21 protein-coding genes are annotated in these 24,679 nt (G+C 71.3%); 2 read left to right on the top strand and 19 right to left on the bottom strand.

What is annotated here, in order from left to right:
• Positions 1 to 90 precede the first annotated feature (90 nt).
• From hypF to JAP66_RS02410, 14 genes are all read right to left on the bottom strand, one after another.
• Positions 91 to 2,340: a carbamoyltransferase HypF gene (gene hypF / locus JAP66_RS02475; RefSeq protein WP_235998658.1), complete on the bottom strand. Its 2,250-nt coding sequence runs from the start codon at positions 2,338 to 2,340 to the stop codon at positions 91 to 93.
• 84 nt (positions 2,341 to 2,424) lie between these two features.
• Positions 2,425 to 3,042, bottom strand: a complete 618-nt coding sequence (locus JAP66_RS02470; RefSeq protein WP_199429792.1) for a LutC/YkgG family protein — start codon at positions 3,040 to 3,042, stop codon at positions 2,425 to 2,427.
• Entirely contained in the window at positions 3,035 to 4,459 is a 1,425-nt protein-coding gene (locus JAP66_RS02465) for a LutB/LldF family L-lactate oxidation iron-sulfur protein (RefSeq protein ID WP_199429791.1), read from the bottom strand. Before JAP66_RS02465 ends, JAP66_RS02470 begins: the two co-directional genes overlap by 8 nt.
• 70 nt (positions 4,460 to 4,529) lie before the next feature.
• Entirely contained in the window at positions 4,530 to 5,246 is a 717-nt protein-coding gene (locus tag JAP66_RS02460; RefSeq protein WP_199429789.1) for a (Fe-S)-binding protein, read from the bottom strand.
• The gene (locus JAP66_RS02455; RefSeq protein WP_199429787.1) at positions 5,243 to 6,646 is read right to left on the bottom strand and encodes a rhamnulokinase; all 1,404 of its coding nucleotides are present in this window, start codon (positions 6,644 to 6,646) and stop codon (positions 5,243 to 5,245) included. Before JAP66_RS02455 ends, JAP66_RS02460 begins: the two co-directional genes overlap by 4 nt.
• Before the next feature lie 2 nt (positions 6,647 to 6,648).
• A complete protein-coding gene (locus JAP66_RS02450; RefSeq protein ID WP_199429786.1) occupies positions 6,649 to 8,055 on the bottom strand; it encodes an L-fucose/L-arabinose isomerase family protein in 1,407 nt (468 codons plus the stop codon).
• A gap of 13 nt (positions 8,056 to 8,068) precedes the next feature.
• The gene (locus tag JAP66_RS02445; protein ID WP_199429784.1) at positions 8,069 to 10,114 is read right to left on the bottom strand and encodes a bifunctional aldolase/short-chain dehydrogenase; all 2,046 of its coding nucleotides are present in this window, start codon (positions 10,112 to 10,114) and stop codon (positions 8,069 to 8,071) included.
• Between the two features lie 22 nt (positions 10,115 to 10,136).
• Positions 10,137 to 11,630 (bottom strand): BNR repeat-containing protein, encoded by a 1,494-nt coding sequence (locus tag JAP66_RS02440; protein ID WP_199429782.1) that lies wholly within the window; start codon positions 11,628 to 11,630, stop codon positions 10,137 to 10,139.
• A 1-nt stretch (position 11,631) separates the two neighbouring features.
• A complete protein-coding gene (gene rhaI / locus JAP66_RS02435; protein WP_199429780.1) occupies positions 11,632 to 12,798 on the bottom strand; it encodes an L-rhamnose isomerase in 1,167 nt (388 codons plus the stop codon).
• Positions 12,799 to 12,873: 75 nt separating this feature from the next.
• Positions 12,874 to 13,206, bottom strand: coding sequence for an L-rhamnose mutarotase (locus tag JAP66_RS02430; RefSeq protein ID WP_199429778.1), 333 nt, complete (start codon positions 13,204 to 13,206; stop codon positions 12,874 to 12,876).
• A gap of 77 nt (positions 13,207 to 13,283) precedes the next feature.
• Complete coding sequence (gene rhaS, locus JAP66_RS02425; RefSeq protein ID WP_199429776.1) at positions 13,284 to 14,369, bottom strand: rhamnose ABC transporter substrate-binding protein; 1,086 nt, start codon at positions 14,367 to 14,369, stop codon at positions 13,284 to 13,286.
• A complete protein-coding gene (locus tag JAP66_RS02420) occupies positions 14,366 to 15,421 on the bottom strand; it encodes an ABC transporter permease (protein WP_199429775.1) in 1,056 nt (351 codons plus the stop codon). The genes rhaS and JAP66_RS02420 overlap by 4 nt, the downstream gene beginning before the upstream one ends.
• Positions 15,414 to 16,457 carry an ABC transporter permease gene (locus JAP66_RS02415; RefSeq protein WP_199429773.1) on the bottom strand — a complete coding sequence of 348 codons (1,044 nt, stop codon included), beginning with the start codon at positions 16,455 to 16,457 and terminating at the stop codon, positions 15,414 to 15,416. Before JAP66_RS02415 ends, JAP66_RS02420 begins: the two co-directional genes overlap by 8 nt.
• Entirely contained in the window at positions 16,454 to 17,989 is a 1,536-nt protein-coding gene (locus JAP66_RS02410; protein WP_199429771.1) for a sugar ABC transporter ATP-binding protein, read from the bottom strand. Before JAP66_RS02410 ends, JAP66_RS02415 begins: the two co-directional genes overlap by 4 nt.
• A 220-nt stretch (positions 17,990 to 18,209) precedes the next feature.
• Between JAP66_RS02410 and JAP66_RS02405 the strand changes: the two genes are divergently transcribed.
• On the top strand, positions 18,210 to 19,250 hold the full coding sequence (locus JAP66_RS02405; protein ID WP_199429769.1) for a LacI family DNA-binding transcriptional regulator: 1,041 nt from the start codon (positions 18,210 to 18,212) through the stop codon (positions 19,248 to 19,250).
• Positions 19,251 to 19,280: 30 nt separating this feature from the next.
• Here the strand turns inward: JAP66_RS02405 and hxlB are convergent, their stop codons facing one another.
• The 3 genes from hxlB to JAP66_RS02390 are packed head-to-tail and all read right to left on the bottom strand — an operon-like array spanning position 19,281 to position 21,464.
• Positions 19,281 to 19,832: a 6-phospho-3-hexuloisomerase gene (hxlB, locus tag JAP66_RS02400; protein WP_199429767.1), complete on the bottom strand. Its 552-nt coding sequence runs from the start codon at positions 19,830 to 19,832 to the stop codon at positions 19,281 to 19,283.
• 4 nt (positions 19,833 to 19,836) lie between these two features.
• Positions 19,837 to 20,472 (bottom strand): orotidine 5'-phosphate decarboxylase / HUMPS family protein, encoded by a 636-nt coding sequence (locus JAP66_RS02395; RefSeq protein WP_199429765.1) that lies wholly within the window; start codon positions 20,470 to 20,472, stop codon positions 19,837 to 19,839.
• Entirely contained in the window at positions 20,469 to 21,464 is a 996-nt protein-coding gene (locus tag JAP66_RS02390; RefSeq protein ID WP_199429762.1) for a sugar kinase, read from the bottom strand. Before JAP66_RS02390 ends, JAP66_RS02395 begins: the two co-directional genes overlap by 4 nt.
• A 35-nt stretch (positions 21,465 to 21,499) precedes the next feature.
• On the opposite strand from JAP66_RS02390, the gene JAP66_RS02385 reads away from it, so the two are divergent.
• On the top strand, positions 21,500 to 22,261 hold the full coding sequence (locus JAP66_RS02385; protein ID WP_199429760.1) for an IclR family transcriptional regulator: 762 nt from the start codon (positions 21,500 to 21,502) through the stop codon (positions 22,259 to 22,261).
• Between the two features lie 16 nt (positions 22,262 to 22,277).
• Here JAP66_RS02385 and JAP66_RS02380 read toward each other — a convergent pair whose 3' ends face one another.
• Complete coding sequence (locus JAP66_RS02380) at positions 22,278 to 23,663, bottom strand: MFS transporter (RefSeq protein ID WP_199429758.1); 1,386 nt, start codon at positions 23,661 to 23,663, stop codon at positions 22,278 to 22,280.
• A gap of 97 nt (positions 23,664 to 23,760) precedes the next feature.
• Positions 23,761 to 24,675 carry an alpha/beta hydrolase fold domain-containing protein gene (locus JAP66_RS02375; RefSeq protein WP_235998657.1) on the bottom strand — a complete coding sequence of 305 codons (915 nt, stop codon included), beginning with the start codon at positions 24,673 to 24,675 and terminating at the stop codon, positions 23,761 to 23,763.
• Positions 24,676 to 24,679 lie beyond the last annotated feature (4 nt).

Here is a 24,679-nt window from a genome sequence, read left to right as displayed (position 1 = left end):
TCCGCTAGCTGCGCACACGTGTCCGCGTTCGCTGTACACCCGCCCGTGCGGGAACCGCGGACACGCGTTCATGGACGGCGGACACGCGGGTCAACGGCACCGGGCGGCGGCGACGACGGCCTGGCCGAGGCTGACGCCGCCGTCGTTGGCCGGCACGCGGGCGTGGGTGAGTACGCGGAATCCCTTGCCCTCCAGCGAGCGGACCGTCCGCTCCAGTAGCAGCAGGTTCTGGAAGACGCCGCCGGAGAGCGCGACCGTGCCGACACCGGTCGTTTCGCGCAGGCGTGCGCACACGCGCCCGATCGTCTCGGCGACGCCGTTGTGGAACCGGGCCGCGATCGTGGCCGGAGCGACGCCCGCGCGCAGATCCTCCGCGGCGGACCGGAACAGGTCGTGCCCGGACACCGTGGCGGGTTCGGTGCCCTCGACCGCCGCACGGTAGGCGCCGCGCCCGGCCGGGTCGGCGAGCTGTTCCAGCTCGATCGCCGCCTGCCCCTCGTAGTTGATCGTGTCGCGGACCCCGAGCAGCGCCGCGACCGCGTCGAACAGCCTGCCCGCGCTGGACGTGGCGGGGGCGTTCACGCCGGAGCGCGCCATCGAGAGCACCGCGGCCCAGCCGGGCTCGTGGCGGTGGGCGATATCGAGGTCGCCGTTCCCGGCGCCCAGATAGGCCGCGGCCATCCGCCACGGCTGCCTGATCGCGGTCGCGCCGCCGGGCATCGGCACCGGCGCCAGGTGGCCGAGCCGCCGGAACCCGGTGAGATCGGCGAGCAGGAACTCGCCACCCCAGATCGTGTGGTCGGTGCCGTAGCCGGTGCCGTCGAAGGCGACACCGAGCACCGGGCCGCTCTCCCCGTTGTCCGCGAGGCAGGACGCGATGTGCGCGTGGTGGTGCTGCACGCCGACCAGCTCCACGCCGCCGGACTCGGACCGGTCGAGCGCGTACTTGGTGGACAGGTACTCGGGGTGCAGGTCGTGGGCCAGGATCTCCGGCACGACGTCGAAGAGCCTGCAGAAGTGCTCGATACCCTCGGTGAAGGAGCGCAGCGTCTCGTAGTTCTCCAGGTCTCCGATGTGGTGGGAGAGGAACGCGTGCCTGCCCTTGGCGAGGCAGAACGTGTTCTTCAGCTCGGCGCCGCAGGCCAGCACGTGCCGGGGGAAGTCCTCGCCGACCACGACGGGCTCCGGTGCGTAGCCACGGGAGCGCCGTTGCAGTTGCGCCCCGCCCCGGAACGGGCGGGCGACGGAGTCGTCGGTACGGACGTGGATCGGCCGGTCGTGGCCGAGGAACGCGTCGGCGATGCCGGAGAGCCGGTCGCGGGCGTCGTCGTCGCGGTAGACGATCGGCTCGTCGGAGACGTTCGCGCTGGTCAGCACCACGGGCCGGGCGAAGTCGGCGAGCAGCAGGTGGTGCAGCGGCGTGTACGGCAGCAGCAGGCCGAGGCTGCGGTTGCCCGGCGCGACGGCGCGGCCGACCCTGGCGGCGGGCCTGCGTGGCAGCAGCACGATCGGCCTGCGCCTGCCGCTCAGCAGCCGCTCCGCGACGTCGTCCACCTCGCACAGCTCTCGCGCGGCGGCCAGGTCGGGCACCATCACGGCGAACGGCTTGTCCTCGCGGTGCTTGCGCCCGCGCAGCGTTTCCGCGGCGGAGTCGCTGGTGGCGTCCACGGCCAGGTGGTAGCCGCCGAGACCCTTGATCGCCACCACCCCGCCCGCACCGAGCAGGCGCACCGCCTCGCGCAGCGCGCCGTCGCCGCGGGCGTCGCCGAGGCGGAGCCCGGGACCGCACGCGGGGCAGCAGACCGGCTGGGCATGGAAGCGCCGGTCGGCCGGATCGGCGTACTCGCGCGCGCACTCCGCGCACATCGGGAAGCCAGACATCGTCGTGCGCGGCCGGTCGTAGGGCACGCCGCGGACGATGGTGAACCGTGGCCCGCAGTTGGTGCAGTTGACGAACGGGTAGCGGTACCGCCGGTCGGCCGGGTCGGCGAGCTCGCGGAGACAGTCGGCGCAGGTGGCGCTGTCGGCGGAGACCAGCGTGCGGGCCGTGCCGCCCGGCGGGCTCGGCACGATCTCGAAGCCGTCGGCCCCGGTGGCGGGCACCTCCCGGACGTCGAGCCGGTCGACCACCGCGAGCGGCGGGGCGTCCGTCTTCAGCGCGTCGAGAAACCGGGCCGTCGCCTCCGGCGGGCCCTCGGCCTCGATGAACACGCCCGCGGAGTCGTTGCCGACGTGCCCGGTGAGAGCCAGCTCGCGCGCGAGCGCATGGACGAACGGCCGGAAGCCGACACCCTGCACGACACCGTCGACCCGGACCTCCATCCGCACGCGCCGGTCCATCGGTCCAGTCTGGGGCCCAGCACGCAAGCCGACCACCCGGGCAGCGCCCGACGCTCGTGAGTGCGCACACGAGTTAGAACTCGTCTACGCACTCACGAGGAGGACTTCCAGGGTGCGGGGGCCGTGCACGCCCTCGACGCGGTCGAGTTCGATGTCGCTGGTCGCCGAGGGGCCGCTGATGAACGTCAGCGGGCGCACCGGGTCGAGCCGCGCCAGCGCCTCCGGCACACTCACCGCCACCTGTTCCGCCCGCACCACGCACAGGTGGTAGTCCGGCACCAGGCTGAGCATGCGGCGGCCCTGCGCGGCCCCGGCGTCGAGCACGATCGTGCCGGTCTCCGCGATCGCGACCGCGCAGCCGGTGAGCACACCGTCCACGCCGTCCAGCTCCGTGAGCGGCACCGGTGGCTCGTCCGGCAGCCAGTTCACGCCCGGCACCCGCCACGGCTGCGGCACGTCGGCGGGAACCGCCACCGTCGAGGCGCCGCGCGCGAGCAGGCACTCGCCGATGCGCGCGGGCAACTCCGCCGTCGGCACCCGGTGCACGACCGCCTGGTAGTCGGCGACGCGCTCCGCCAGCAGGCCGAGCGGATCGTCCACCACGCGAGTGCGCTCGTAGTCCCGCACGACCGGAGCAGGCGACGGGCGGTCGGCCAGCGCGCCACGCACGCGGCTCAGGATCTCGCTACGCGCGTCAGCCACGGTTGCGCCTCCACCAAGCACGGAAGGACTCCTTCGGCACCGCGGGCAGGTCCCGCGAGGACGTCCACTTCGAACCAGGCCATGGCAGGTGCGAGATCTTGCCGTCCCGTGCCAGGAACCGGGTGAGCGAACCGGCCCGCTGCGCCGCCTCGTACCGCTTCGGGTCGCCGAACATCCACGCCGCGGCGGCCATCGCGAGCGCCTCGGGCGTGCGCTTTCCCTTGGCCTGCACCACCTCCGAGCGCAGGTGCGTCAGCACCTCGGGGATGTTGATCCGCACCGGGCACACCTCGTAGCACGCGCCGCACAGCGACGACGCGTACGGCAGCGACGCGGCCTGCTCGTCGTCCGGGTCGTTCACCAGCTGCGGCGCGAGGATCGCCCCGATCGGCCCCGGGTACACCGATCCGTACGCCTGCCCGCCCGTGCGCTCGTACACCGGGCACACGTTGAGACAGGCCGAGCACCGGATGCAGCGCAGCGCCTGCCGCCCGACGGTGTCGGCCAGCGTCGCCGTGCGCCCGTTGTCCAGCAGCACCAGGTGGAACTTCTGCGGCCCGTCTCCCGGCGTCACCCCGGACCACACGGACGTGTAGGGGTTCATCCGCTCCGCCGTCGACGAGCGCGGCAGCAACTGGAGGAACACCTCGAGGTCGGCCCAGGTGGGCACCAGCTTCTCGATGCCCATCACCGTGATCAGCGTATCGGGCAGCGTCAGGCACATGCGGCCGTTGCCCTCCGACTCGACCACGACGATCGAGCCGGTGTCGGCGACCGCGAAGTTCGCCCCGGAGATCGCCACCTTCGCCGAAAGGAACTTGCGCCGCAGGTGCCGCCTCGCGGCCTCCGCCAGGTCACGCGGCTCGTCCGAGGCCGGGGCGTCGGCCATCTCGCGGCGGAACACGTCCCGGATCTCCGCCCGGTTGCGGTGGATCGCGGGCACCAGGATGTGCGAGGGACGGTCGTGTCCCAGCTGGACGATCAGCTCGGCGAGGTCGGTCTCGACCGGCCGCACGCCGCCCGCCTCCAGCGCCTCGTTCAGGCCGGTCTCGGCGGTGGCCATCGACTTGACCTTCACCACCTCGTCGGCGCCCTCGGCACGCGCGAGGTCGAGCACGATCCGGTTCGCCTCCTCGGCGTCGCGTGCCCAGTGCACGACCCCGCCCCGCGCGGTCACCGACTCCTCCAGCCGCAGCAGATAGGTGTCCAGGTTCGCGAGCACGTCGTCCTTGATCGACTCGCCCGCGTGGCGCAGCCGTTCCCAGTCGTCGAGCTCCGCGACGACACCGGCCCGTTTGCCCCGGATGGTCGTGGTCGCCTTGCGCAGGTTCTGCCGCAGCTGTGTGTCGGCGAGCGCGGCGTGTGCCGCCTTCGGGAACGTCGGGCTCCCGAGCCAGGTCACCGGGTTGCGGGCCACGGCTCCTCCTGTTTGTTGCGGGACACCCGCACCCGGTCGGCCATCACGAGCCCGAACCCACAAGCATGGCTCATGTGTCCTCCTGTGTACTCGCCAGGATCTCCGCGAGGTGCACGCTGCGCACTCCGGCACGCAGCCGCGAGAGCCCGCCGCCGATGTGCATCAAGCACGAGTTGTCGCCCGCGGTGAGCACCTGCGCTCCGGTGTCCCGCACGCAGTGCATCTTGTCCGCGAGCATCGCCGTCGACGTCTCCGCGTTCTTCAGCGCGAAGGTGCCGCCGAACCCGCAGCACTGGTCGGCCTGCGGCAGCTCGACCAGGTCCAGCCCGCGCACGGCGCGCAGCAGCGTGAGCGGGCGGTCGCCGACTCCGAGCATCCGCAGCGAATGGCACGTCGGGTGGTAGGTGACCCGGTGCGGGAAGTAGGCGCCGACGTCGGTCACGCCCAGCACGTCCACCAGGAACTCGCTGAGCTCGTAGGTGCGCTCGACCGGCGGGCTGGTACCGACCAGATCGGGGTGGATCTCCCGCACCATGCCCGCGCACGACCCGGAGGGCACCACCACGTGGTCGTAGCCCGCGAACGTGTCCGCGTAACCACGGGCGAGCGGCCGGGCGTGGTCGTAGTAGCCGGTGTTGTAGTGCATCTGCCCACAGCAGGTCTGCTCCAGCGGGAAGTCCACCGAGCACCCCAGCCGCTCCAGCAGCCGGACCACGGCCTTCGCCGTCTCCGGATACATCGTGTCGGTGATGCAGGTGGCGAACAGCGCCACGCGCGGCCCGCTCATCCGAGCCCCACCCGCTGCGCCGCCGAGTGCCACGCCCGCTGGCCGCCGCCCGGCTCGTAGCGGGCGAACGGCGCGCTCAGCGGGGAGCCGGCTGCGAGCACGCCCGCCGCCCTGGCCTGTACGAACACGTTGCCGAGCGCACTCGCCTCCACCGGCCCGGCCAGCACGGGCAGCCCGCAGGCATCGGCGGTGAACCGGCACAGCAGCTCGTTGCGTGAGCCACCCCCGACGACGTGCACGACGTCGAGCTCGCGGTCCGCCAGCCGGGTGGCCGTGCGCAGCGAGGCCGCGTGCGCCACGGCGAGCGACTCCAAGATCGTGCGCGTGACCGCGGGCGGTGTCTCCGGCACCGGCTGGCCGGTCTCCCGGCACGCGCGCGCGATCCGTGCCGGCATGTCACCCGGCGGCAGGAACGCGGGATCATCTGGATCCACTATGGACGTGAATGCGGGTTCCCGTGCGGCCGCTCGGAGCATTCCGTCGAGAGTAACGTCGAGTCCCCGCTCCCGCCATACCCGCAGCGACTCGCTCAGCAGCCACAGGCCCATCGTGTTGCGGAGGAACCGGACCGTGCCGTCGATCCCCGCCTCGTTGGTGAAGTTGGCCCGGCGCGCGGACTCGGTGAGCACCGGGGCAGGCAGCTCCAGCCCCACGAGCGACCACGTGCCGCAGGAGATGTAGCCGAAGTCGTCGCCGGACGCGGGCACCGCCGCCACGGCGGACGCGGTGTCGTGCGAGGCGACGGACAGCACCGGCGTGCCCTCCGGACCGGCACCGATCCGCTCTCCCGGTTGCCGCAACGGGGGCAGCAGACTCGCGGGCAGGCCGGCGCGCTCGACCAGCTCGGCCGACCACTGCCGGGTCGTCGCGTCGAGCAGCGCCGTGGTGGACGCGTTGGTCACCTCGGCCCCGGTCTCCCCGGTCAGCCGGTAGCCGAGCAGGTCCGGCAGCAGCAACATCGTTTTGTCGACAAGTCGATCCAATGGTTCGGCGAGGAGCTGGTAGATCGTGTTGAACGGCAGGTACTGCAGGCCGGTGACGCGGTAGAGCGTCTCGTCGTCCACGGTCTCCCGCAGCCGCTCGGCCATGCCGTCGGTGCGGGAGTCCCGGTAGCAGCGCACGTCCCCTTCGAGCTTGCCGTCCGGGCCGATCAGGCCGTAGTCGACCGCCCAGGAGTCGATGCCGATCGACACCGGCCCGGCAGCCGCGGTCTGTCGCAGCCCGGCCAGGATCTCCTCGTACATCTCGTCGACGTCCCAGCGCAGGCCGCCGCCGGGCCGGTCCCGGGGCCCCGTCGCGAACCGGCGCACCTCGGTGAGGTCGACGGCACCGTCCACCACGCGGCCGAGCATGACCCGCCCGCTGCTGGCGCCGAGGTCGACCGCGACGAAGCTCGGCACCGTCAGACCTCCACCAGCGGGATGTCCAGCAGGCTGGACACCGCGCGCAGCTCACCGATGCGATGCCCGACGCCGAGCGCCCAGTGGTGCGCGACGCCGCTGGCCGACCACTCGTCGGTCCACTCGCCGGGGTCGCGGCCGAAGTCGACCCGGCTCGTCGTGTTGCCGATCCGCATGAGCGGCCCGTCGACGACCTCCCCCTCGGACGCGATGAGCGTGTACCGGCCGTCCCGGTCCTGGCCGACACCGAGCAGCGTGACCGGGCCGTGCGCGACGTCGAACTCCACCGAGACGCCCCACCCGCGCTTGCCGTGGTAGACGCCCAGTCCCCGCAACAGCGGCTTCTTCGCGCTGATCGCGAGGTGCGCCGGGCCGTCGTGGCCCATCTCCACGTGCCCGCGGGTGAAGTCGAGTGCCTGCAGCTCGGTGAACGAGCCGCCCGCGCCGAGGATGTCCATGACCAGCATGGCGAGGCTCGTGCGCAGCTCGTACTCACCGGCCGCCGGGATGCCGCGCGCCGTGAGCAGGCTCGCCCCGAGGATCATGCCCGCGCCGAGCCGCTCGTGCATCTCCCCGTCGAGGCCACGGTGGTAGTAGGCGACGCTGTCCAGCTCGAAGTCGGTGACGAGCCGGTCGAGCCCCACCGACACCTTGGCGCCCCATTCGAGGTCGTCCCGGTTCACCGAAGTGTCCAGGTCGAAGACCGACTCCGCCTCGGCGACCTTCGCGGCCACCTCGTCGTCGGTCACCTTCTCCACCCGCACGCGCAGGTCGTCGAACTCCAGCACCTCGACGTGGCCGCCGAAGTGCGCGCTGACCATCGTCAGGTCGGTGGAGACGTCGTACATGCCGGGATAGAGATGCCCCATCAGGCCGTGCCTCGCGTGCCGCAGCACCCTGCGCACGGCCGCCGCCGAGATCCAGCGCTCGATCTTCGTCCACGCGCGCTCGTCCCGGAGGTGGCCGGAGACGCTGCGGAACTCGATGCCCGCGCGGCGGAACGTGTTCGCCATCTCGGGCAGCGGGCAGGCCCCGCAGTACGCCAGCCACTGCCCGGTGTCCACAGAGGAGTGATCCATGGACTCGGTGGGCTGGAGGTTGATCAGCAGGACCGGAGCGCCACTGCGTTGCGCGATCGGCGTCAGCATCGTGGCCGTCATGTACGTGGTGAGGAAACCGACGATGAGGTCGCAGCCCGCCGCACGCAGCTTCTCGGCGGCGGCCGCGCCCTCCTGCGCGTCGGAGATGAACCCGGCGTCCACGATCTCGGCGTCGAACGAGGAGATGCGCTCGCTGACGTAGGCCGAGGACCGCTTCAGGATCGGCAGCAGGTCCGGGAACTGCGGCCAGTAGGCGCCGAGCCCGCCCGCGACCAGTCCGATCCGGGGCCGCCGCTTGCCGTCGGTCATAGTGCTTCCCCTCTCAGCGCAGGAACGCGGCCGCCACGCCCGCGTCGACCGGGATGTGCAGGCCCGTGGTGTGCGAGAGCTCGCCGCAGGCCAGCACGAACACGGCGTTCGCGACATGCTCCGGCAGCACCTCTCGCTTGAGCAGCGTGCGCTTGGCGTAGAAGGCACCCAGCTCCTCCTCGGGCACGCCGTACACCGCCGCTCGCTGCGCGCCCCAGCCCGACGCGAAGATGCCGGAGCCCCGCACGACACCGTCCGGGTTCACGCCGTTGACCTTGATGCCGTACTCGCCCAGCTCGGCCGCCAGCAGCCGCACCTGGTGCGCCTGGTCGGCCTTCGTCGCGCCGTAGGCGATGTTGTTCGGCCCGGCGAACACGCCGTTCTTGCTCGCGATGTAGACGATGTCGCCGCCCATGTCCTGCGCGATCATCACCCGCGCCGCCTCGCGCGAGACCAGGAACGAGCCCTTCGCCATCACGTCGTGCTGCAGGTCCCAGTCGGCGGTGGTGGTCTCCAGCAGCGGCTTCGACACCGAGAGGCCCGCGTTGTTCACCACGAGATCCACACCGCCGAACGCCAGCGCGCACTCCGCTACGGCGCGCGCCACGCCGTCCTCGTCGGTCACGTCGGCGGTGACCGCGACCGCCCGGTCGGCGTTGCCGATCTCCCCGGCAACCTCGGCGGCGGCCGCCTCGTCGCGGTCGGCCACGGCGACGCACGCGCCCTCCGCGGCCAGCCGCTGCGCGATGGCCTTGCCGATCCCGGAGCCACCCCCGGTCACGAGAGCGATCCGCGTCGCGAGTGGCTTCGGCTTCGGCATCCGCCGCAGCTTGGCCTCCTCGAGTTCCCAGTACTCGATGCGGAACTTCTCCGACTCCGGGATCGGCGCGTACGTCGACACGGACTCAGCGCCACGCATGACGTTGATCGCGTTGACGTAGAACTCGCCCGCGACACGAGCGGTCTGCTTGTCGCGGCCGAAGCTGAACATGCCAACGCCCGGCACCAGCACGATCGCCGGGTCGGCACCACGCATCGGCGGCGAGTCGGGCATGGCGTGCCGCCGGTAGTAGGCGGCGTAGTCCTCACGGTAGGCCGCGTGCAGCTCCTTGACGCGGTCGAGCACCTGCTCCAGCGGCGCGGTGGCCGGCAGGTCCACCACCAGCGGTGCGACCTTCGTGCGCAGGAAGTGATCGGGGCACGACGTGCCCAGCGCGGCCAGCCGGGGATGCTCGGCACGGGAGACGAAGTCGAGCACCTCGGGGCTGTCCGTGAAGTGGCCGAGCTGCGGCGAGTCGGTGGAGGCGAGCCCGCGCAGCACCGGGAACAGCGCGGCCGCGCGCTCCCGGCGTTGCTGCTCGGGCAGCGGCTCGCAGCCTGGCAACAACTCACCGAACGGTTCCGGGTCACCGTGCTCGGCGAGGTAGCGCTCGGCGGTGCGGATGATCTCCAGCGAGTTCCGCTTGCACTCCTCGCTGTTCTCGCCCCACGCCGTGATGCCGTGGCCGCCGAGGATGCAGCCGATCGCCCTCGGGTTGGCCCGCTTGACCTCCGCGATGTCGAGGCCGAGCTGGAAACCCGGGCGCCGCCACGGCACCCAGACCACCGACTCACCGAAGATCTTGCGGGTCAGCTCCTCGCCGTCGGCGGCCGTGGCGACGGCGATCCCCGAGTCCGGATGCAGGTGGTCCACGTGCGGCGCGTCCACGAGACCGTGCATGGCGGTGTCGATGCTGGGCGCGGCGCCGCCCCTGCCGTGCAGGCAGTAGTCGAACGCGGCGACCATCTCGTCCTCGCGCTCCTCGCCGGGGTAGACGTCGCCGAGCGCGCGCATCCGGTCGAGGCGGAGCACCGCGAGGCCCGCCTCGCGCAGCGTGCCGAGGTCGCCACCGGAACCCTTGACCCACATCAGCTCGACGTCACCACCGGTCGCCGGGTCGGTGCCGGTGCCCTTCGCGGAGGTGTTGCCGCCCGCGTAGTTGGTGTTGCGCCGGTCGGCGCCGAGCTCGTGCGATCGGGCGAGCAGGTCGGCGACGGCCGGGTGGGTTTCGGTACTCACATTCGTCCTTTCACGGCTTGTCTCAACCGAGCTTGAAGTCGGCCACACGGATCGGCGACGGCGTCGTGCCGCTGGACGCCTGCTGGTACTGGACGGAGAGCACGCCGTCGGTGGCGACCCGCGAGGTGTCCACGTTGACCTCACCGAACGCCTTCATGCTGGGCCGGTCGAACACCAGCGTCCAGTCGGTCCAGCCGCTGGCCTTGCTCGCCGCCACGATGCGGCCCCTCGGCATGATCAGGTACGCGTTGTCGGCGCTGTCGAAGACGATCTTCGTGCGCTGGGTGTGGTTCGGCGGGATCGGCACCTCACGCTTGGTCCAGCCGCCGTCGTCCCCGCGGAAAACGTGGAACGTGCGGCCGAACTGCGCGCGCTGCGCCGAGTAGTCCGAGACGCACTGGGTGAAGCGCCCCGGCACGTAGCTGATCACCACGTGCGGGTTGCCCGCCGAGTCGACGGCCTGGCTTTCCTGGTTCATCAGCCCGTGGTTCGGGTCGAGCGGGTCGGCGACCAGGCCGGGCGAGTCGATGCCGACGGGATCGCCGCCGGTGCTGCCGACGACCTGGCCCGCGCCGTTGCGCCAGGTGCGCCCGCGGTCGTCGCTGTAGACGTAGCCGGTGTCGTGGTTGGTCAGGCCGCCAGGATGGCACAGCACGTCCCAGTTGCCCTCCCGCCAGGTGAACGACGCGTGCAGCCGCCCGCTGTCGTCGTAGGTCAGGCCGTGCAGGTACATGTTGCGGGTGTGCGACACCACGCCGTTCGGGCCGGTGTACGCGCCGGTGGCCGAACTCCACGCACCGAGCTTGCGCCAGGTTCCATCGTCGTACTCGGCGAGCTCGTTCACGCCGTTGCCGGAGCCGCCGGTGCGGTAGCTGAACTGGAGCCTGCCCTCGGGCGTGATCACGAACCGGGGGTAGGTCATGTTGCCGAGCTCGGCGCCACCGAGCGTGCGCCGGACCTCACCGAACTGATCGGCGGTCCAGCGGTGCGCCGCGGGACGCGAAGCCAGCCCGGCGACGGAGCGCGTGTAGTGGATGCGGCTGTTGTGCGTGTCCATCGCGACGTGCAGCCTGCCGTCCTGCGGCGAGATGCCGAGCGAGATCACGTTGTGCGAGTCGTCGACGGTGAGCTTGTGCGGCAGGACCACGGTCTCCCACGCCGTTCTGCCGTGTTCTGGCCTCACTCGCCGGCCGGGCTGTGCGGCGCTCGTTGCCGTACCCGGCTCCCGAACGGTGCCGGTCGCGCCGTGCAGAGCACGCCGCGCGATGACCGCGTTGCGGCTGCCCGTGTACCAGGTGGCGTACTGGTATCCGGCGTAGGTGACGATCCCGTCCTGCTGGAACGAGTCGTTGTTGACCAGCCCGTCGTAGGAGACGAAGTACAGCGCCGAGGGGTCGAGCAGGGTGTCCGACAGCGGCGTGACCGCGGGTGCCGCGGGCTTCGGCGCCGCCGCGGCGCCTGCCGGGGTGAGCACGGCGGCCACGACCAGCACCGTGGCGAGCAGCGCACGTCGCATGTCAGGCCCCCCAGCCCGCGGGGGAACCGCCCACCCGCTCTTCGCGGATCTTCGCGGCGTGGCCGCTGCGGTGGTAGGCGGCGATGGGGTCCGGGTCGATGCCCATCTCCTCGCGCACCTCGGCGAGCAGCGGGCGGACGTCGGTGGAGAAGGCGTCGACGAGGACACCGTTGGCGCTGAGGACGTCACCCGCCCGCTGCGCCGCGCGCAGCGCTTCGACGTCGACCAGCAGCGCCTTCGCCGTCGCCTCCTGCACGTTCATCACCGACCGGATCAGCGCCGGGATCTTCGGCTCGATGTTGTGGCACTGGTCGAGCATGAACGCCACGCCCGAACTGTCGGAGAGCCCGCCGCCGAACACGATCTCGGCCATGATGCGGAAGAGCTGGTACGGGTCGGCCGCGCCGACCATGAGGTCGTCGTCGGCGTAGAACCGGGAGTTGAAGTGGAAGCCGCCGAGCCGGTTCTTGCGCAGCAGCAGCGCCACGATGAACTCGATGTTCGTGCCCGGCGCGTGGTGCCCGGTGTCGACGAGCACCTGCGCCTTCGGGCCGAGTTCGAGGCAGTGCGCGTAGCTGGTTCCCCAGTCCGGCACGTCGGTGGCGTAGAAGGCGGGCTCGAAGAACTTGTACTCCAGCAGCATGCGCTGGTGCTCGCCGAGCCGGTCGTACACGGCGTGCAGGGACTCCTCCAGGCGGGCCTGGCGTTCGGCGATCGAGTCCTGCCCCGGGTAGTTGAGGCCGTCGGCCAGCCACACCGACAGGTCGCGGGAGCCGGTGACGTCCATGATGTCGACGCACTCGAGGAAGTGGTCGAGGGCCTTGCGGCGGACGGTGGCGTCCGGGTTGCAGAGGCTGCCGAGACGGTAGTCGTCGTCCTGGAAGACGTTGGGGTTGACCGCGCCGATCCGCACGCCCACGTTCTCGGCATGCGTGGCGAGGTCACGGTAGTCGGCGACCTTGTCCCACGGGATGTGCACGGCGACGCTCGGCGCCACACCGGTGAAGCGGTGGACGGTGGCGGCGTCGTCGATCTTCTCGTAGGCATCGCGCGGGATGCCTTCCTGCGCGAAGACCTTGAACCGGGTACCGGAGTTGCCGAAGGCCCACGACGGGGTCTCGATGTGCTGTGCCCGCAGCGCGGCCTTGACGGCGGAGTGGTCGGGCATGGAGTCCTCCCTGTGGTGTTCCGCTCGTGAGTGCGCACGCGAGTTCTAACTCGGGTAGGCACTCACGAGTCGTGATCAGTCGAGGTGGAAGACCTCGGTGAGCGGAGCGATCCCCTCGTCGGGCCTGCCGTCGAGGCTTTCGAAGAACGGCGCCATCTCGGCCTGCCATCTCGCGTTGACGTCCCGGGCCGCCATGCCCTCGATCGCCGCGTCGAGGTCGTCGGTCTCGAAGTAGCCGACCAGCAGCCCGTCCGGCGCGAGGAAGAGCGAGTAGTTGCGCCAGCCGGTCTCGGAGAGCGCGGCCAGCATCTCCGGCCAGACCTCGGCATGCCGCCGCCGGTACTCCTCCATCCGGTCGGCCTTGACCCTGAGCAGGAAACAGACCCGCCGTGCGGTGGACGTGTGCATCACGAGAACCCTTCGCCGGGGGTCGTGAGTGTTCAGCCGAGTTGGAACTCGTCCGAACACTCACGAGCCGGGGCACCTCAGAAGTCGTACTTGTCGATGTTGTCGGCGTTGAACGTCGTCGGCGGGCCGAGGATGATCTCGCCGTCCTTGCCGATGGTGCGCTCACCGAGCTCGCCGGCCTTGAGCACCTCGCCCTCCGCGCCGGTGATCTGCCCGGACGCGAGCGCCGCGGCCGCGTAGCCGGCCAGGTAGCCGAGCTGCTCCGGGTCCCACAGCGCGAACTCCTCGACCGTGCCGTCCTTGATGAACTGGCGCATCTGGTTCGGGGTGCCGAGCCCGGTCAGCGCCACCTTGCCCTTGTAAGGCGAGGAGGAGATGTAGCGCGCCGCGGCGGAGATGCCGACCGTGGTCGGCGAGACGATGCCCTTGAGGTCCGGAATGGACTGTAGCAGCGCCTGCGTCTCCTGGAAGGACTTCTGGTCGTCGTCGTCCCCGTAGGCCACCTTGACGAGCTCGATGTCGGCGTACTCCGGCTTCGTCAGCTCGTCCTTCATGAAGTCGATCCACGTGTTCTGGTTCGTGGCGTTCGGCGTCGCCGAGAGGATCGCGATCTTGCCCTTGCCGCCGATCTGCTCGGAGATCATCTTGATCTGCGTGCGGCCGATGTCCTCGGAGTTCGCCTGGTTGACGAACACCTGGCGCGCGTCGGGCGCGGCGTCGGAGTCGTAGCTGACGACGGCGATGTCCTTGGCCATCGCCTCCTTCAGCGCCGGCGCCACCGCGTTCGGGTCGTTGGCCGCGATCACGATCGCGTCCTGGTTCTGCTGCACCAGCGTGTTGATGTAGGAGACCTGCGAGGACGCGGAGGCGTCGGAGGGTCCCACCTCCTTGCCCTCACCGCCGAGCTCCTCGACCGCGGCGATACCGCCCGCGTCGACGATGTTCTCGTACGGGTTGTCGATCTCCTTGGGCAGGAACGCGATCTTCAGCCCCTCCTTGATGGGGGCGTTCGGATCGGCGACCTTCTCGTTGCCCGCACCGGTGTCTGCCTCGGGCGCGGAGTCCTTGGTCGTCCCGCCGCAGGCGGCCACCAGTGCGAGCGCGAGCCCGCCGCCGGCCACCGCGAGCGCGACGCGGCTCCTTCTCGATCGCGAGTGGATCATCGTTGGTCCTCCTCAGGGGAACCGTGGGAAACGCCCACGGGGTCAGGGACGGAAACTGGATCGGGGTCCGGGTGTGCCGGGTCCGCGGCCGCCGCCGGCGCGGGTCGTCGCCGCCTCTGCAGCAGCGTCGCGACCACCGGAACCAGCACCGAGATGATCAGCAGCATGCCGTTGATCACGTTCTGGATCTCGTTGGTCACGTCGTTGAGGAAGAGCACGTTGCGCAGCCCCGCCATCAGCAGCAGCGCGCTCGCCACGCCGACGACCGTGCCCCGGCCGCCGAAGATCGACACCCCGCCGAGCAGCACCGCGGCGACCGCGATCAGCTCCATGCCGTAGGCGTTGTCGGCGCGGGCGCTGTTGTACCGCAGTGTGTAGATGAGCGAGGCGATCGCGCACAGCAGCCCGGAGACGAGGTAGAGCACGAACTTGAGGCGCTGCACCCGGATGCCCGAGAACCGCGCGGTCTGCTCGCCGAGCCCGATCGCGTAGAGCGAGCGGCCGACCGGCGTGAAGTGCACCACGAGCGCGGCCAGCAGTCCCACGACGATCACGAGCAACGTGGGATAGGGCAGGAACGTGCCCGGCACCGTGTCCGTCGCTAGTGGACGGTAGTTGGCCGGGAAGCCGGTGACCGCGCCGTCGCCGAGCGCGACGTAGGCAAGGCCGCGGTAGAGGCCGAGCGTGCCGATGGTGACCGCGAGCGCGGGCAGGCCGAACTTGACGATCAGCCCGGCGTTGACCGACCCGAGCACGACCCCGGCGAGCAGCACGATCGGCACGATCGTCTCGAAGGACATGCCCGCGTTCCACAGCGCACCGGTCAGCGCCGAGCAGAACCCCAGGATCGAGGCAACCGAAAGGTCGATCTGCCCGGTGAGGATGATCGCCAGCAGCGCCATCGCCAGCAGCGCGACCTCGGTGTAGTCGAGGAGCAGGAAGCTGATGTTGTCCGCCTCGGCGAACCCGGGAGTGCTCGTCGAGCCGAAGACGAACACCGCCGCGCACAGCACCAGGAGAACCGTCTCCCACCTGAAGACCTTGTCACGCACGAGGAACGCTCCCTTCCGTGTCCCCGGTATCCCCGGCGGGGCGCGCTCGCGATCTTTCGGCGCGCAGGCGCGCGGCGAGCCGCAGCATCACGGCCCGGTCCAGCGAGATGGCCAGCAGCAATGCGGCACCGTCGACGGCGCGCTGCCAGAAGGCCGGCACCCCCAGGATCGGCAGTGCGCTGGTGATCGTGGTCAGCAGCAGCGCGCCGAGCACCGCGCCGAGCACCGTGCCGCTACCGCCGAAGATCGCCACGCCGCCGACGACGACCGCCGCCACCACCGCCAGCTCACGGCCGGTGCCGACGGAGGCGTTGATCGTGCCGAAGTAGGAGGCGTGCAGCACACCCGCGAGGCCGACCAGCGCGCCGGAGATGACGAACGCGCTGAACACCCGCTTGCCCGCCGGGATGCCGGCCAGCCGGGCCGCCTGCGGGTTGGAGCCGATCGCGTAGAGTTCCCGGCCGGAGCGCCAGTTGTGCAGGGCGTAGCCCGCCACCGCGAGCGCGGCCACGGCGATCAGCGTGAGGTGCGGGATGCCGAGGATCGAACCGCTGCCGAAGGACAGGAAGCTCGGCGACATCTGGTCGGCGTTGATCTGGTGCACGCCGGTGGCGCTGGCCCAGCCGTAGTCGACGCCGCGGAAGACGTAGAGCGTACCGAGGGTGACCACGAGCGCGGGCACCTTCGCGATCGCCACCAGCGCGCCGTTGAACGCGCCGCACGCGGCCCCGAGCGCCATCCCGGCCAGCACCACCACGATCACCGGAGTGTCGTGGTCGGCGATGAACATCTGGCCCGACAGGTAGGCCGTCAGCCCCATCACCGAACCGACGGAGAGGTCGATGTTGCGGGTGATCACGAGCAGGGTCTGGCCGATGGCGAGCAGCGCGATGATGGAGGCGTTGAGGAACAGGTCGTGAAAGCCCTGCGCGCTGACGAACGACGGGTTCACCGCGCCGGTCACGGCGACGACCGCCACCAGCGCGAGCACGATGCTGATCTCCCGGCCGGAGAGCAGCGAACGCACCCGGTTCATGCCGCGCTGCCGTTCTGGCCGCCGCGGCCGTTACCGGTTGCCGCATACATGACGGTCTCCTCGGTCGCTTCCTCTGTGGACAGTTCGGCGGTGATCCGTCCCTCGTGCATGACGAGCACACGGTCGGCCATCCCGAGCACCTCGGGCAGTTCCGAGGAGATGAGCAGGATCGCGATCCCCTGGGCGGCCAGGTCGGAGAGCAGCGCGTGCACCTCGACCTTGGCGCCGATGTCGATGCCGCGTGTCGGTTCGTCGACGATCAGCACCGACGGTTCGGTGGCCAGCCACTTGCCGAGGACGACCTTCTGCTGGTTGCCACCGGAGAGCGTTGTCGCCGGGTCGGAGAGCCGGCCGTACTTGAGCGAGAGCCGCTCGCCCCACTTGCGGGCGAGCGCGCGCTCCCTGGCGCGCCGGGTGATGCCGCCGGGCGACACCTGCGGCAACCGGGCGAGGCTCGCGTTGCGCTCGATCGGCAGCTCCAGCACGAGGCCCTGCTCCCTGCGGTCCTCCGGGACCAGGGCGATACCGTTCTCGATCGCGGTACGCGGATCGGCCGCGGGCAGCGGGCGGCCGTTCACCGACACGGTCCCGGAGTCGCGCTCGTCGACACCGAAGACGGCCCTGGCCACCTCGGAACGGCCCGAGCCGACCAGGCCGGCCAGCCCGACGATCTCGCCCGCGCGGACCGTGAACGAGATGTCGCCGAACACGCCCGCCCTGTTGAGGCCGTCCACGACGAGCACCTCGTCGCCCGCCTCGTTCTCGCGCTCGGGGAAGAGCTGCTCGACCGAGCGGCCGACCATCCGGCGCACGAGCGTGTCGTGGTCGATCTCGGTCATCCGCTCGGTGGCGACCAGTGCGCCGTCACGGAGCACGGTCACGCGGTCGCACAGCGCGTACATCTCGTCGAGCCGGTGCGAGATGAACAGCAGTGCGGCACCGCGCTCGGCGAGCCCGCGGGCCACGCGGAAGAGCCGCTCGGCCTCGACCGCCGAGAGTGCCGCGGTGGGCTCGTCCATCACGATGATCCGCGCGTCGGCGGAGAGCGCCTTCGCGATCTCGATGATCTGCTGGTCGGCGATCGAGAGCCCGCGGGTCTGCCGGGTCGGCTCGATCGGCACGCCGAGGCGGTCGAACACCTCGGCGGCGCGGCGGTTCATCTCGCGCCGGTCGATCCGGCGGCCGGGCCGCAGCGGCTGCCTGCCCATGAACACGTTCTCCGCGACGCTCAGGTCGGGGAACTGGATCGGCTCCTGGTGGATGACCGCGACGCCACGCTGCTGCGCCTCACGCGGCGCGGAGAAGCGCACCGGCTCTCCGTCGAGGAGGACCTCGCCGCCGTCGGGCTGGTGCTCGCCGCCGATGATCCGCACGACGGTGGACTTGCCCGCGCCGTTCTCCCCGGCGAGAGCGTGCACCTCCCCGGCGCGCAGGGCGATCGAGACGCCGCGCAGTGCCCGGACGGCCTGGAACGACTTGCTGACGTTCCGAAGCTCCAGAAGCGGCACGGGGGAATGCTCCGTTGCTTCCACGACGCCCTCCTTCGGTGGAGATCGTGAAACGTTTCATTCAGAGTGGCGCTCAAGTTAGGCCAGTCACAGGCACCCGTCAAGACCTTCCCTCACGTGGCCTTTGGTAACGATCCGGCACGCGGGGAGCCGGACCGGCGTGCTAGCTTGCAACCAGCACGGCACGGTGTCACCCGGACCGGCTGGGTTGACACGTTTCATCAGACTGACCGAGGACAGCACCATGTCGCCGAGCATCAAGGACGTCGCCGAACGCGCGGGCGTCTCGGTGGGCACGGTGTCCAATGTGCTCAACCACCCGGAGCGAGTCGCCGACGGCACCAGGGCCGCCGTGCAGTCCGCCATCACCGCGCTCGGCTTCGTGCGCAACTCCTCCGCCGCCCAGCTGCGCGCCGGCACGAGCCGGTCGATCGGGCTGATCGTGCTGGACATGGCGAACCCGTTCTTCCACGACGTCGCCCGCGGCGTGGAACAGGTTGCCGACGAGCTCGGCTACGCCGTGGTGCTCTGCAACTCCGACGACCAGCTCCCGCGCGAGAACCGCTACCTGCAGGTGCTGGAGGAGCAGCGGGTGCGGGGCGTGCTCATCACGCCGATCGAGGTGAGCTCGGAGCGGTTGGACGCCCTGCGCAGGCGGGGCACGCCCACGGTGCTGGTCGACCGGCACGATCCGCGGGTCAACTGCTGCTCGGTGGCGGTGGACGACGTCGGCGGCGGTGAGCTGTCCGGCGCACACCTCGTCGAACTGGGACACGAGAAGATCGTCTACCTCAGCGGGCCGCTCGCGTTGCGCCAGTGCGCCGACCGGCTCACCGGCCTGCGCCGGGCCGTCGCCGCGGCCGGGCTGGATCCGGACGAGGCGATCGAGGTGGTCGAGGAGCGGGCGATGAACGCGCGTACCGCCCACGCAGCCGCGTCCGCGCTCTTCGCGGCGGGGTCCACGGCCACCAGCGTGTTCTGCGCCAACGACCTGATGGCGCTCGGCGTGCTGCGGGCGGCGCTGCGCACCGGCCGCCGGGTACCGGAGGATCTGGCGATCGTCGGCTACGACGACATCGAGTTCGCCGCCGACGCGACGATCCCGCTCACCTCCATCCGGCAGCCGACCCAGCAGATCGGCCGCGCCGCGGCGCAGCTGCTGGTGGAGGAGTGCGACAACCCGGAGACGCACGCACACCAGCAGGTGATGTTCAAACCGGAGCTGGTCACGCGCGAGTCGACCGCCGCGCGCAAACCCCCTCGTGAGTGCGTAGACGAGTTCTAACTCGCGTGCGTACTCACGAGGGCGGCGGGCTCACTCCGTGTTGGCGTGCCGGGCCCTGGCGGCGTCGTGCCCGGACTCGCCAGCCTGCGCCAGCCGCAGGCACACCACGTCCAGCAGGAGGTGCGTGGCCTGGTCGAACAGGCTCGACAGCGGCTGCACGCTGGGGGCCTCGCCGTCGCGCCGGTACTTCGTCGCCGCGGGCACGACGAGCGTGTGCGCGGCCGCCTCCGCCAGCGGCGACGCGGGATCGGTGCTGACCGCGAGCACCACCGCCCCAGCCTGCCCGGCCCGCTCGGCTGCCCGCACGGTCGCCGGCGTCGTGCCGGAACCGGACACGGCGACGAGCGTGTCCCCGGTGGCGATCGCCGGGGTGGTCGTCTCCCCGACCACGTGGACACGCAGGCCGAGATGCATCAACCGCATCGCGAACGCCTTGGCCATGAACCCGGACCTGCCTTCCCCGGTCACGAAGACGCGCCCGGCACCGGCGAGGCGGCCGGCGAACTCGGCGAGCCCGGCCCGATCGACCCTGTCCAGCACCGGCCGGATCTCGTCGAGCACCGTGGTCACCAGATCGTTCACGAACTCACTCCTCTTCCGTCCGGCGGGCGGCATCGAGCGCGGCGACTGCCGCGCGCGGGTCGTCGGCCCTCGTCACGGCCGAACCCGCGATCAGGCGCAGCCGGCCGACGTGCCGCAGCGCGGGGACATCGGCCGGGCCGAGGCCGCCCGCCACGGCCAGCCGCCTGCCCTCGGCCCAGGAACCGAGCTGGTCGAGCGGACCGCGGCCGGTGGCCTGGTCGTCCTTGCCGACATGCGCGGCCAGCACGACGTCCGGACCGGTGCGAGCCGCGACATCCGCGCGCTGCCCCTCGGTCAGCAGCATCAGGTCCACCACGGCGTCGCCGCCCCGCTCGCCCGCGACCGCGGTTGCGGTCGCCAGCGTCGCGGGGGAGGCCAGGCCGAGCACCGTGGCGGCGGTGGCCCCGGCATCGAAGGCGAGCCCGAACTCGTGTGCCGCGTCGTCCACGGTCTTGAGGTCGGCGAGCACCCGCATCGCGCCGTCCGCCTGCAGGGCCACCGCCTCGACCGCGGCCATCCCGTACCGCTTGACCAGCGAGGTACCGACCTCGATCCAGTCGGCCGTGCCCTTCACCGCGCGGGTGACGGCCAGCGCGTGGCCCAGTTCGACGCGGTCGAGGGCGACCTGTAGCTCGATCATCCTGACACCACCGTGCCTTTCTCCGTCCGGGTGCGCAGCGGGAGGCCGGTGAGCGCCGCCAGCTCCGCGCGGTCCGGCAGCCCCTCCTGGTCGCCGCGGCGCGTCGTCGCCAGCGCACCGGTTCCCGCGGCGCGCACGAGCCGGCGCTCCGGCGGATCACCGTCGAGTGCGGCGCTGATCAGGCCCGCGGCGAAGCCGTCTCCCGCGCCGACGGTGTCCACGGCATCGACGGCGAACGCGGGGCACGCGAACCGGTCACCGTCCACAGTGAACAGCTCCGCGCCGTGTGCGCCGTTCTTGACGGCGACCATGCGCACGCCGCGCTCCAGGTACCACGCTGCGATCTCCTCCGGCTCGGACCGTCCGGTGAGGATCTCGCCCTCGGCGACACCGGGCAGCACCCAGTCGGCGCGCAGCGCGAGATCGTTCACCGCGCGCACCATCTCGTCGCGGCCGTCCCACAGCGCGGGTCGCAGGTTGGGGTCGACGCTCACCGTCAGCCCCGCCGCCCGCGCCACCGACACCGCCCGGTCCGCGAACTCCCGCGCCGCCGGGGACAACGCGGGCGGGATCCCGGTGGCGTGCAGGTGCCGGGCACCGGTGAGATAGCGCTCCACCGCCGGAGTCACCACCAGCCCCCGGCCCGCCGAGTGCGACCGGAAGTAGACGACCTCCGGATCGTCCCCGTGCGCGCGGCCCTTCATCTGGAAGGCGGTCGGCAGCACGGGATCGACCGTGATGTGCGAGCCGTCGATCCCGTGCCGGGCCAGCTCCGCGAGCGCGAAGCGGCCGAACGGATCGTCGCCGACCCGGCCGACCCAGCCCACGCGGTGCCCGAGCCGGGCGAGCCCGACCGCGACGTTGTACTCGGCACCGGCCAGCGCGCGGCGGTAGTCGGTGACGTGTTCGAGCGGACCGCTCTGCCCCGCGACGAACATCGCCATGATCTCGCCGAACGTGACGGCGTCGAGCTGGCTCAGCGGTTCGGGCACGGCCGGCCTTTCCGGTATTCGGATAGAGTCGCCGTATGGCGGAAGGTGACCTGGACACGGTCGGCAAGGCATCGCGGCTGCTCGTGCACCTCGGCACGGTGCCCGACGGGGCGACCCTGTCGGAACTGTCGAGGGCGACCGGCTTCCCACCGCCCTCGACGCACCGGCTGCTGGCGTCGCTGCGCCGGCAGGACTTCGTGGCCTTCGATCCGGAGTCCAAGCGCTACGCCCTCGGCCTGCGGCTGTTCCAGCTCGGTGCCGCGGTGTCGTCCGCGCGCGGGTTCACCGGCATCGCGGTGCCGGTGATGCGGCGGCTCTCCGAGACCACCGGCGAGGCCACGCTGATGTCCGTGCGCGACGGGCACCATCAGCTCTACATCCACCACGTCGAGGCAAGGCACAACGTCGTGGTCAAGGGCGAGACCGGCAAGCTCGGGCCACTGCACTGCACCTCGATGGGCAAGGTGCTGATCGCCTTCGCCGACTACGACACCCGCGAGGAGCTGATCGAGAACGTCGAGCTGGAGCGGTTCACACCGCGCACGATCGTGGACCGGCCCACGTTCCGGCACGAGATCGGGCGAGTGCGCGCCCAGGGCTTCGCCGTCGCCGACGAGGAGCACGAGCTCGGCATCCGGGCCATCGGCGTACCGGTGCTCGGGCCGCTGGGCACCGCCGTGGCCGCCCTGTCGGTGCCCTCGCCCGCGTACCGGAACACGCTGGCCGCTGCGATGCGCTTCCTGCCGCCGCTGCGGGACGCGGCCGAACAGCTTTCGGTGCTGCTGCCCCATACCTGACCTCACCGCCCCAACCTCACCGCACGGCCTCCGCGAACCTGGCCTCACCGGCGACCGCGTCGGTCTCCGCGTCTAGGTCCCTGCCCCGCGTCTCCGGCGTCACGAACGTGGTGGCCAGCGTGATCAGCGTCAGCAGGATCACGTAGCCGGCCAGCGGCACCCAGCTGTCGTTGAACGCGCTGAGCAGCACGGCCCCGACCAGCGGCGCGACCCCGCCTGCCACCACGGCGGAGAACTCGCGGGCCACCGAGACACCGGTGTAGCGGTGGGCGGCGCCGAACAGCTCGGGCAGCAGCGCTCCCTGCGCGCCGAACATCCCCCACACACCCACGCCGAGGGCGACCGAAAGGACGGCCACCGTCGCGACGACGTGGCCGGTACTCATGATCCACCAGGCGGGCACGGCGAGCGCGAGCTGCAACAGCGCGAAGCCGCGGTACACCGGCACCCGGCCGTAGCGGTCGGTCAGCCGCCCGGCCACCGGCACCGTCACCGCTCCCACCGCGGCGGCGAACACCAGCGAGATCGCCCCGATCGGGCCGGGCGAGTCGGCCTCGCTCAGCGCGACCGTGACGACGTAGCTGACCGCAAGCGCCTGGTAGATCGAGGAGCCGCCGTTCTCGGCCATGCGCAGGCCCAGCCCGACCAGCACCGGGCGGCGGGAGGTGCGCAGCAGTGTGCGCAGCGGCTTGTCCCGCACCTGCTCGCGGGCCGCGAGCTTGCTGAAGGACGGCGACTCCTTCAGCCGCAGCCGCATCCACAGGGCCACGGCGATCAGCACACCGCTCGCCAGGAACGGGACCCGCCAGAGCCAGCCGTGCACGATGTCCTCGCTCGGGATGAGCAGCAGGAAGAAGACCAGGGCCGCGGTGACCATGCCGAGCTGGACTCCCATGAACGGCAACGAGGCGAAGAAGCCGCGCCGCTGCCGGGGCGCGTACTCGGCCATCAGCGTCGCCGCGCCCGCCTGCTCGGCGCCCGCGCCGAGGCCCTGCGCGACACGCAGCACGACGAGCAGGATCGGCGCCAGGAGGCCGACGCTGCCGTAGGTGGGCAGCAGGCCGATCAGCGAGCTCGCCGCGCCCATCAGCAGCACCGTCAGGAGCAGCACCTGCTTGCGGCCGATCCGGTCGCCGAGCGAGCCGAAGAACAGGCCGCCGATGGGCCGTACGGCGAAGCCGATGAAGTAGGTCGCGAAGGCGAGGATTCGCCCGGTGGCCGGGTCGGCGCCGGTGAAGAACAGCTCGCTGAAGATCAGCGCCGAGGCGAGGCTGTAGAGGGCGAAGTCATAGTACTCCAGTGCGCTGCCCAGCGAACTCGCCCAGGCGGCACGGCGCAGGTCGGCTTCGGTGATCCGTCCCTGCCCGGCCGAGCCGGACAGGGACGTCGTCCCAGCGGGCATGGTCACGACCTCCGTTGGTCGTCGGTGTGCGGACTGTGCGGCCGCACCGTAGACCCGCCTGTCTATCTTGTGGAATCACCTTCCATTATTCGGAAGATCAACTAAGCGCCGGTCGGGTGACCAGATGCGCGATGCGTTCGGCGGCCCGCCTGCCCTCGGGGATGTCCGCGATCGGCCAGACGTGGAACATGTGCTGGTACTCGTGGTACTCGATCGGCACCCCGCGCCCCTCCGCCAGCTCGCGGAGCCGCCGGGCGTCGGCGAGCAGCACGTCTCGCGTCCCGATGAAGACGCTGACCCGGCCCAGCGCGGACAGCGGCCCGAACAGCGGACTGACCACGGGGTCACGCCGATCGCGGTCGCCCGCGTAGAGCCATCCGGCCTCCCGCAGCCCGGCCACGGCCAGATGGGGATCGCGGCGGTCGAGTTCGGGCAGCACCGGATCGGTCATGGTGACGTCCAGCCACGGCGAGATCAGCACAAGCTCCTTGGGCTGTGGCCTGCCCGCCTCCTCAAGAGACTCGGCCAGCGCGAGCGTGAGCGCCGCGCCCGCCGAGTCGCCCATGACGACCTGCTGGTCCGGATCGCGGTCACCGAGGAAGACGTCGTAGGCCTCCTTCACCATGGCGACCGTCTGCTCGCAGGTGTGTGCGGGCGCGAGAGGATAGATCGGCGCCGTGACCGTGCAGCCGGTGCGTTGGACCAACCGGACGAGGAACCACCAGTGGTCGTTCTGGATCTGGTGCACGTACGCCCCGCCGTGGAAGTACAGCACGTGCCTGCCGCTGCTCCGCGCGAACGGCGCGAAGGTGTAACAGGGCCGGCCGAGGACCTCGGTGCAGCTCACCGACACCTCGCGCCGGACACGCGCGGGCGGCCGGGCGGGATCGGTCCGCCGGCTCCGCTCGATACTCGCGTACAGCTCGTCCAGATCGGCATACGTCCGTTTCGCCCGTGACAGGCGCAGCTTCACGATGAACGCGAGCGCCTGCATACTGATGCCGCCGGTCAATGTC

The organism is Qaidamihabitans albus (assembly GCF_016464705.1).
GTDB classification, from domain to species: Bacteria; Actinomycetota; Actinomycetes; order Mycobacteriales; family Pseudonocardiaceae; genus Qaidamihabitans; species Qaidamihabitans albus.
The sequence above is the reverse complement of the archived record's forward strand: the minus strand, read 5'-3'. Positions and strand labels throughout refer to the sequence as shown.

What these genes read in the sequence shown, in the direction of transcription:
- JAP66_RS02405 (WP_199429769.1), top strand. Translation starts at nt 18,210, where the DNA reads ATGTCGCCGAGCATCAAGGACGTCGCCGAACGCGCGGGCGTCTCGGTG.
- JAP66_RS02440 (WP_199429782.1), bottom strand. Translation starts at nt 11,630, where the DNA reads ATGCGACGTGCGCTGCTCGCCACGGTGCTGGTCGTGGCCGCCGTGCTC.
- JAP66_RS02395 (WP_199429765.1), bottom strand. Translation starts at nt 20,472, where the DNA reads ATGATCGAGCTACAGGTCGCCCTCGACCGCGTCGAACTGGGCCACGCG.
- rhaI (WP_199429780.1), bottom strand. Translation starts at nt 12,798, where the DNA reads ATGCCCGACCACTCCGCCGTCAAGGCCGCGCTGCGGGCACAGCACATC.
- hypF (WP_235998658.1), bottom strand. Translation starts at nt 2,340, where the DNA reads ATGGACCGGCGCGTGCGGATGGAGGTCCGGGTCGACGGTGTCGTGCAG.
- JAP66_RS02460 (WP_199429789.1), bottom strand. Translation starts at nt 5,246, where the DNA reads ATGAGCGGGCCGCGCGTGGCGCTGTTCGCCACCTGCATCACCGACACG.
- JAP66_RS02385 (WP_199429760.1), top strand. Translation starts at nt 21,500, where the DNA reads ATGGCGGAAGGTGACCTGGACACGGTCGGCAAGGCATCGCGGCTGCTC.
- JAP66_RS02430 (WP_199429778.1), bottom strand. Translation starts at nt 13,206, where the DNA reads ATGCACACGTCCACCGCACGGCGGGTCTGTTTCCTGCTCAGGGTCAAG.
- JAP66_RS02415 (WP_199429773.1), bottom strand. Translation starts at nt 16,457, where the DNA reads ATGAACCGGGTGCGTTCGCTGCTCTCCGGCCGGGAGATCAGCATCGTG.
- rhaS (WP_199429776.1), bottom strand. Translation starts at nt 14,369, where the DNA reads ATGATCCACTCGCGATCGAGAAGGAGCCGCGTCGCGCTCGCGGTGGCC.
- JAP66_RS02450 (WP_199429786.1), bottom strand. Translation starts at nt 8,055, where the DNA reads ATGACCGACGGCAAGCGGCGGCCCCGGATCGGACTGGTCGCGGGCGGG.
- JAP66_RS02380 (WP_199429758.1), bottom strand. Translation starts at nt 23,663, where the DNA reads ATGCCCGCTGGGACGACGTCCCTGTCCGGCTCGGCCGGGCAGGGACGG.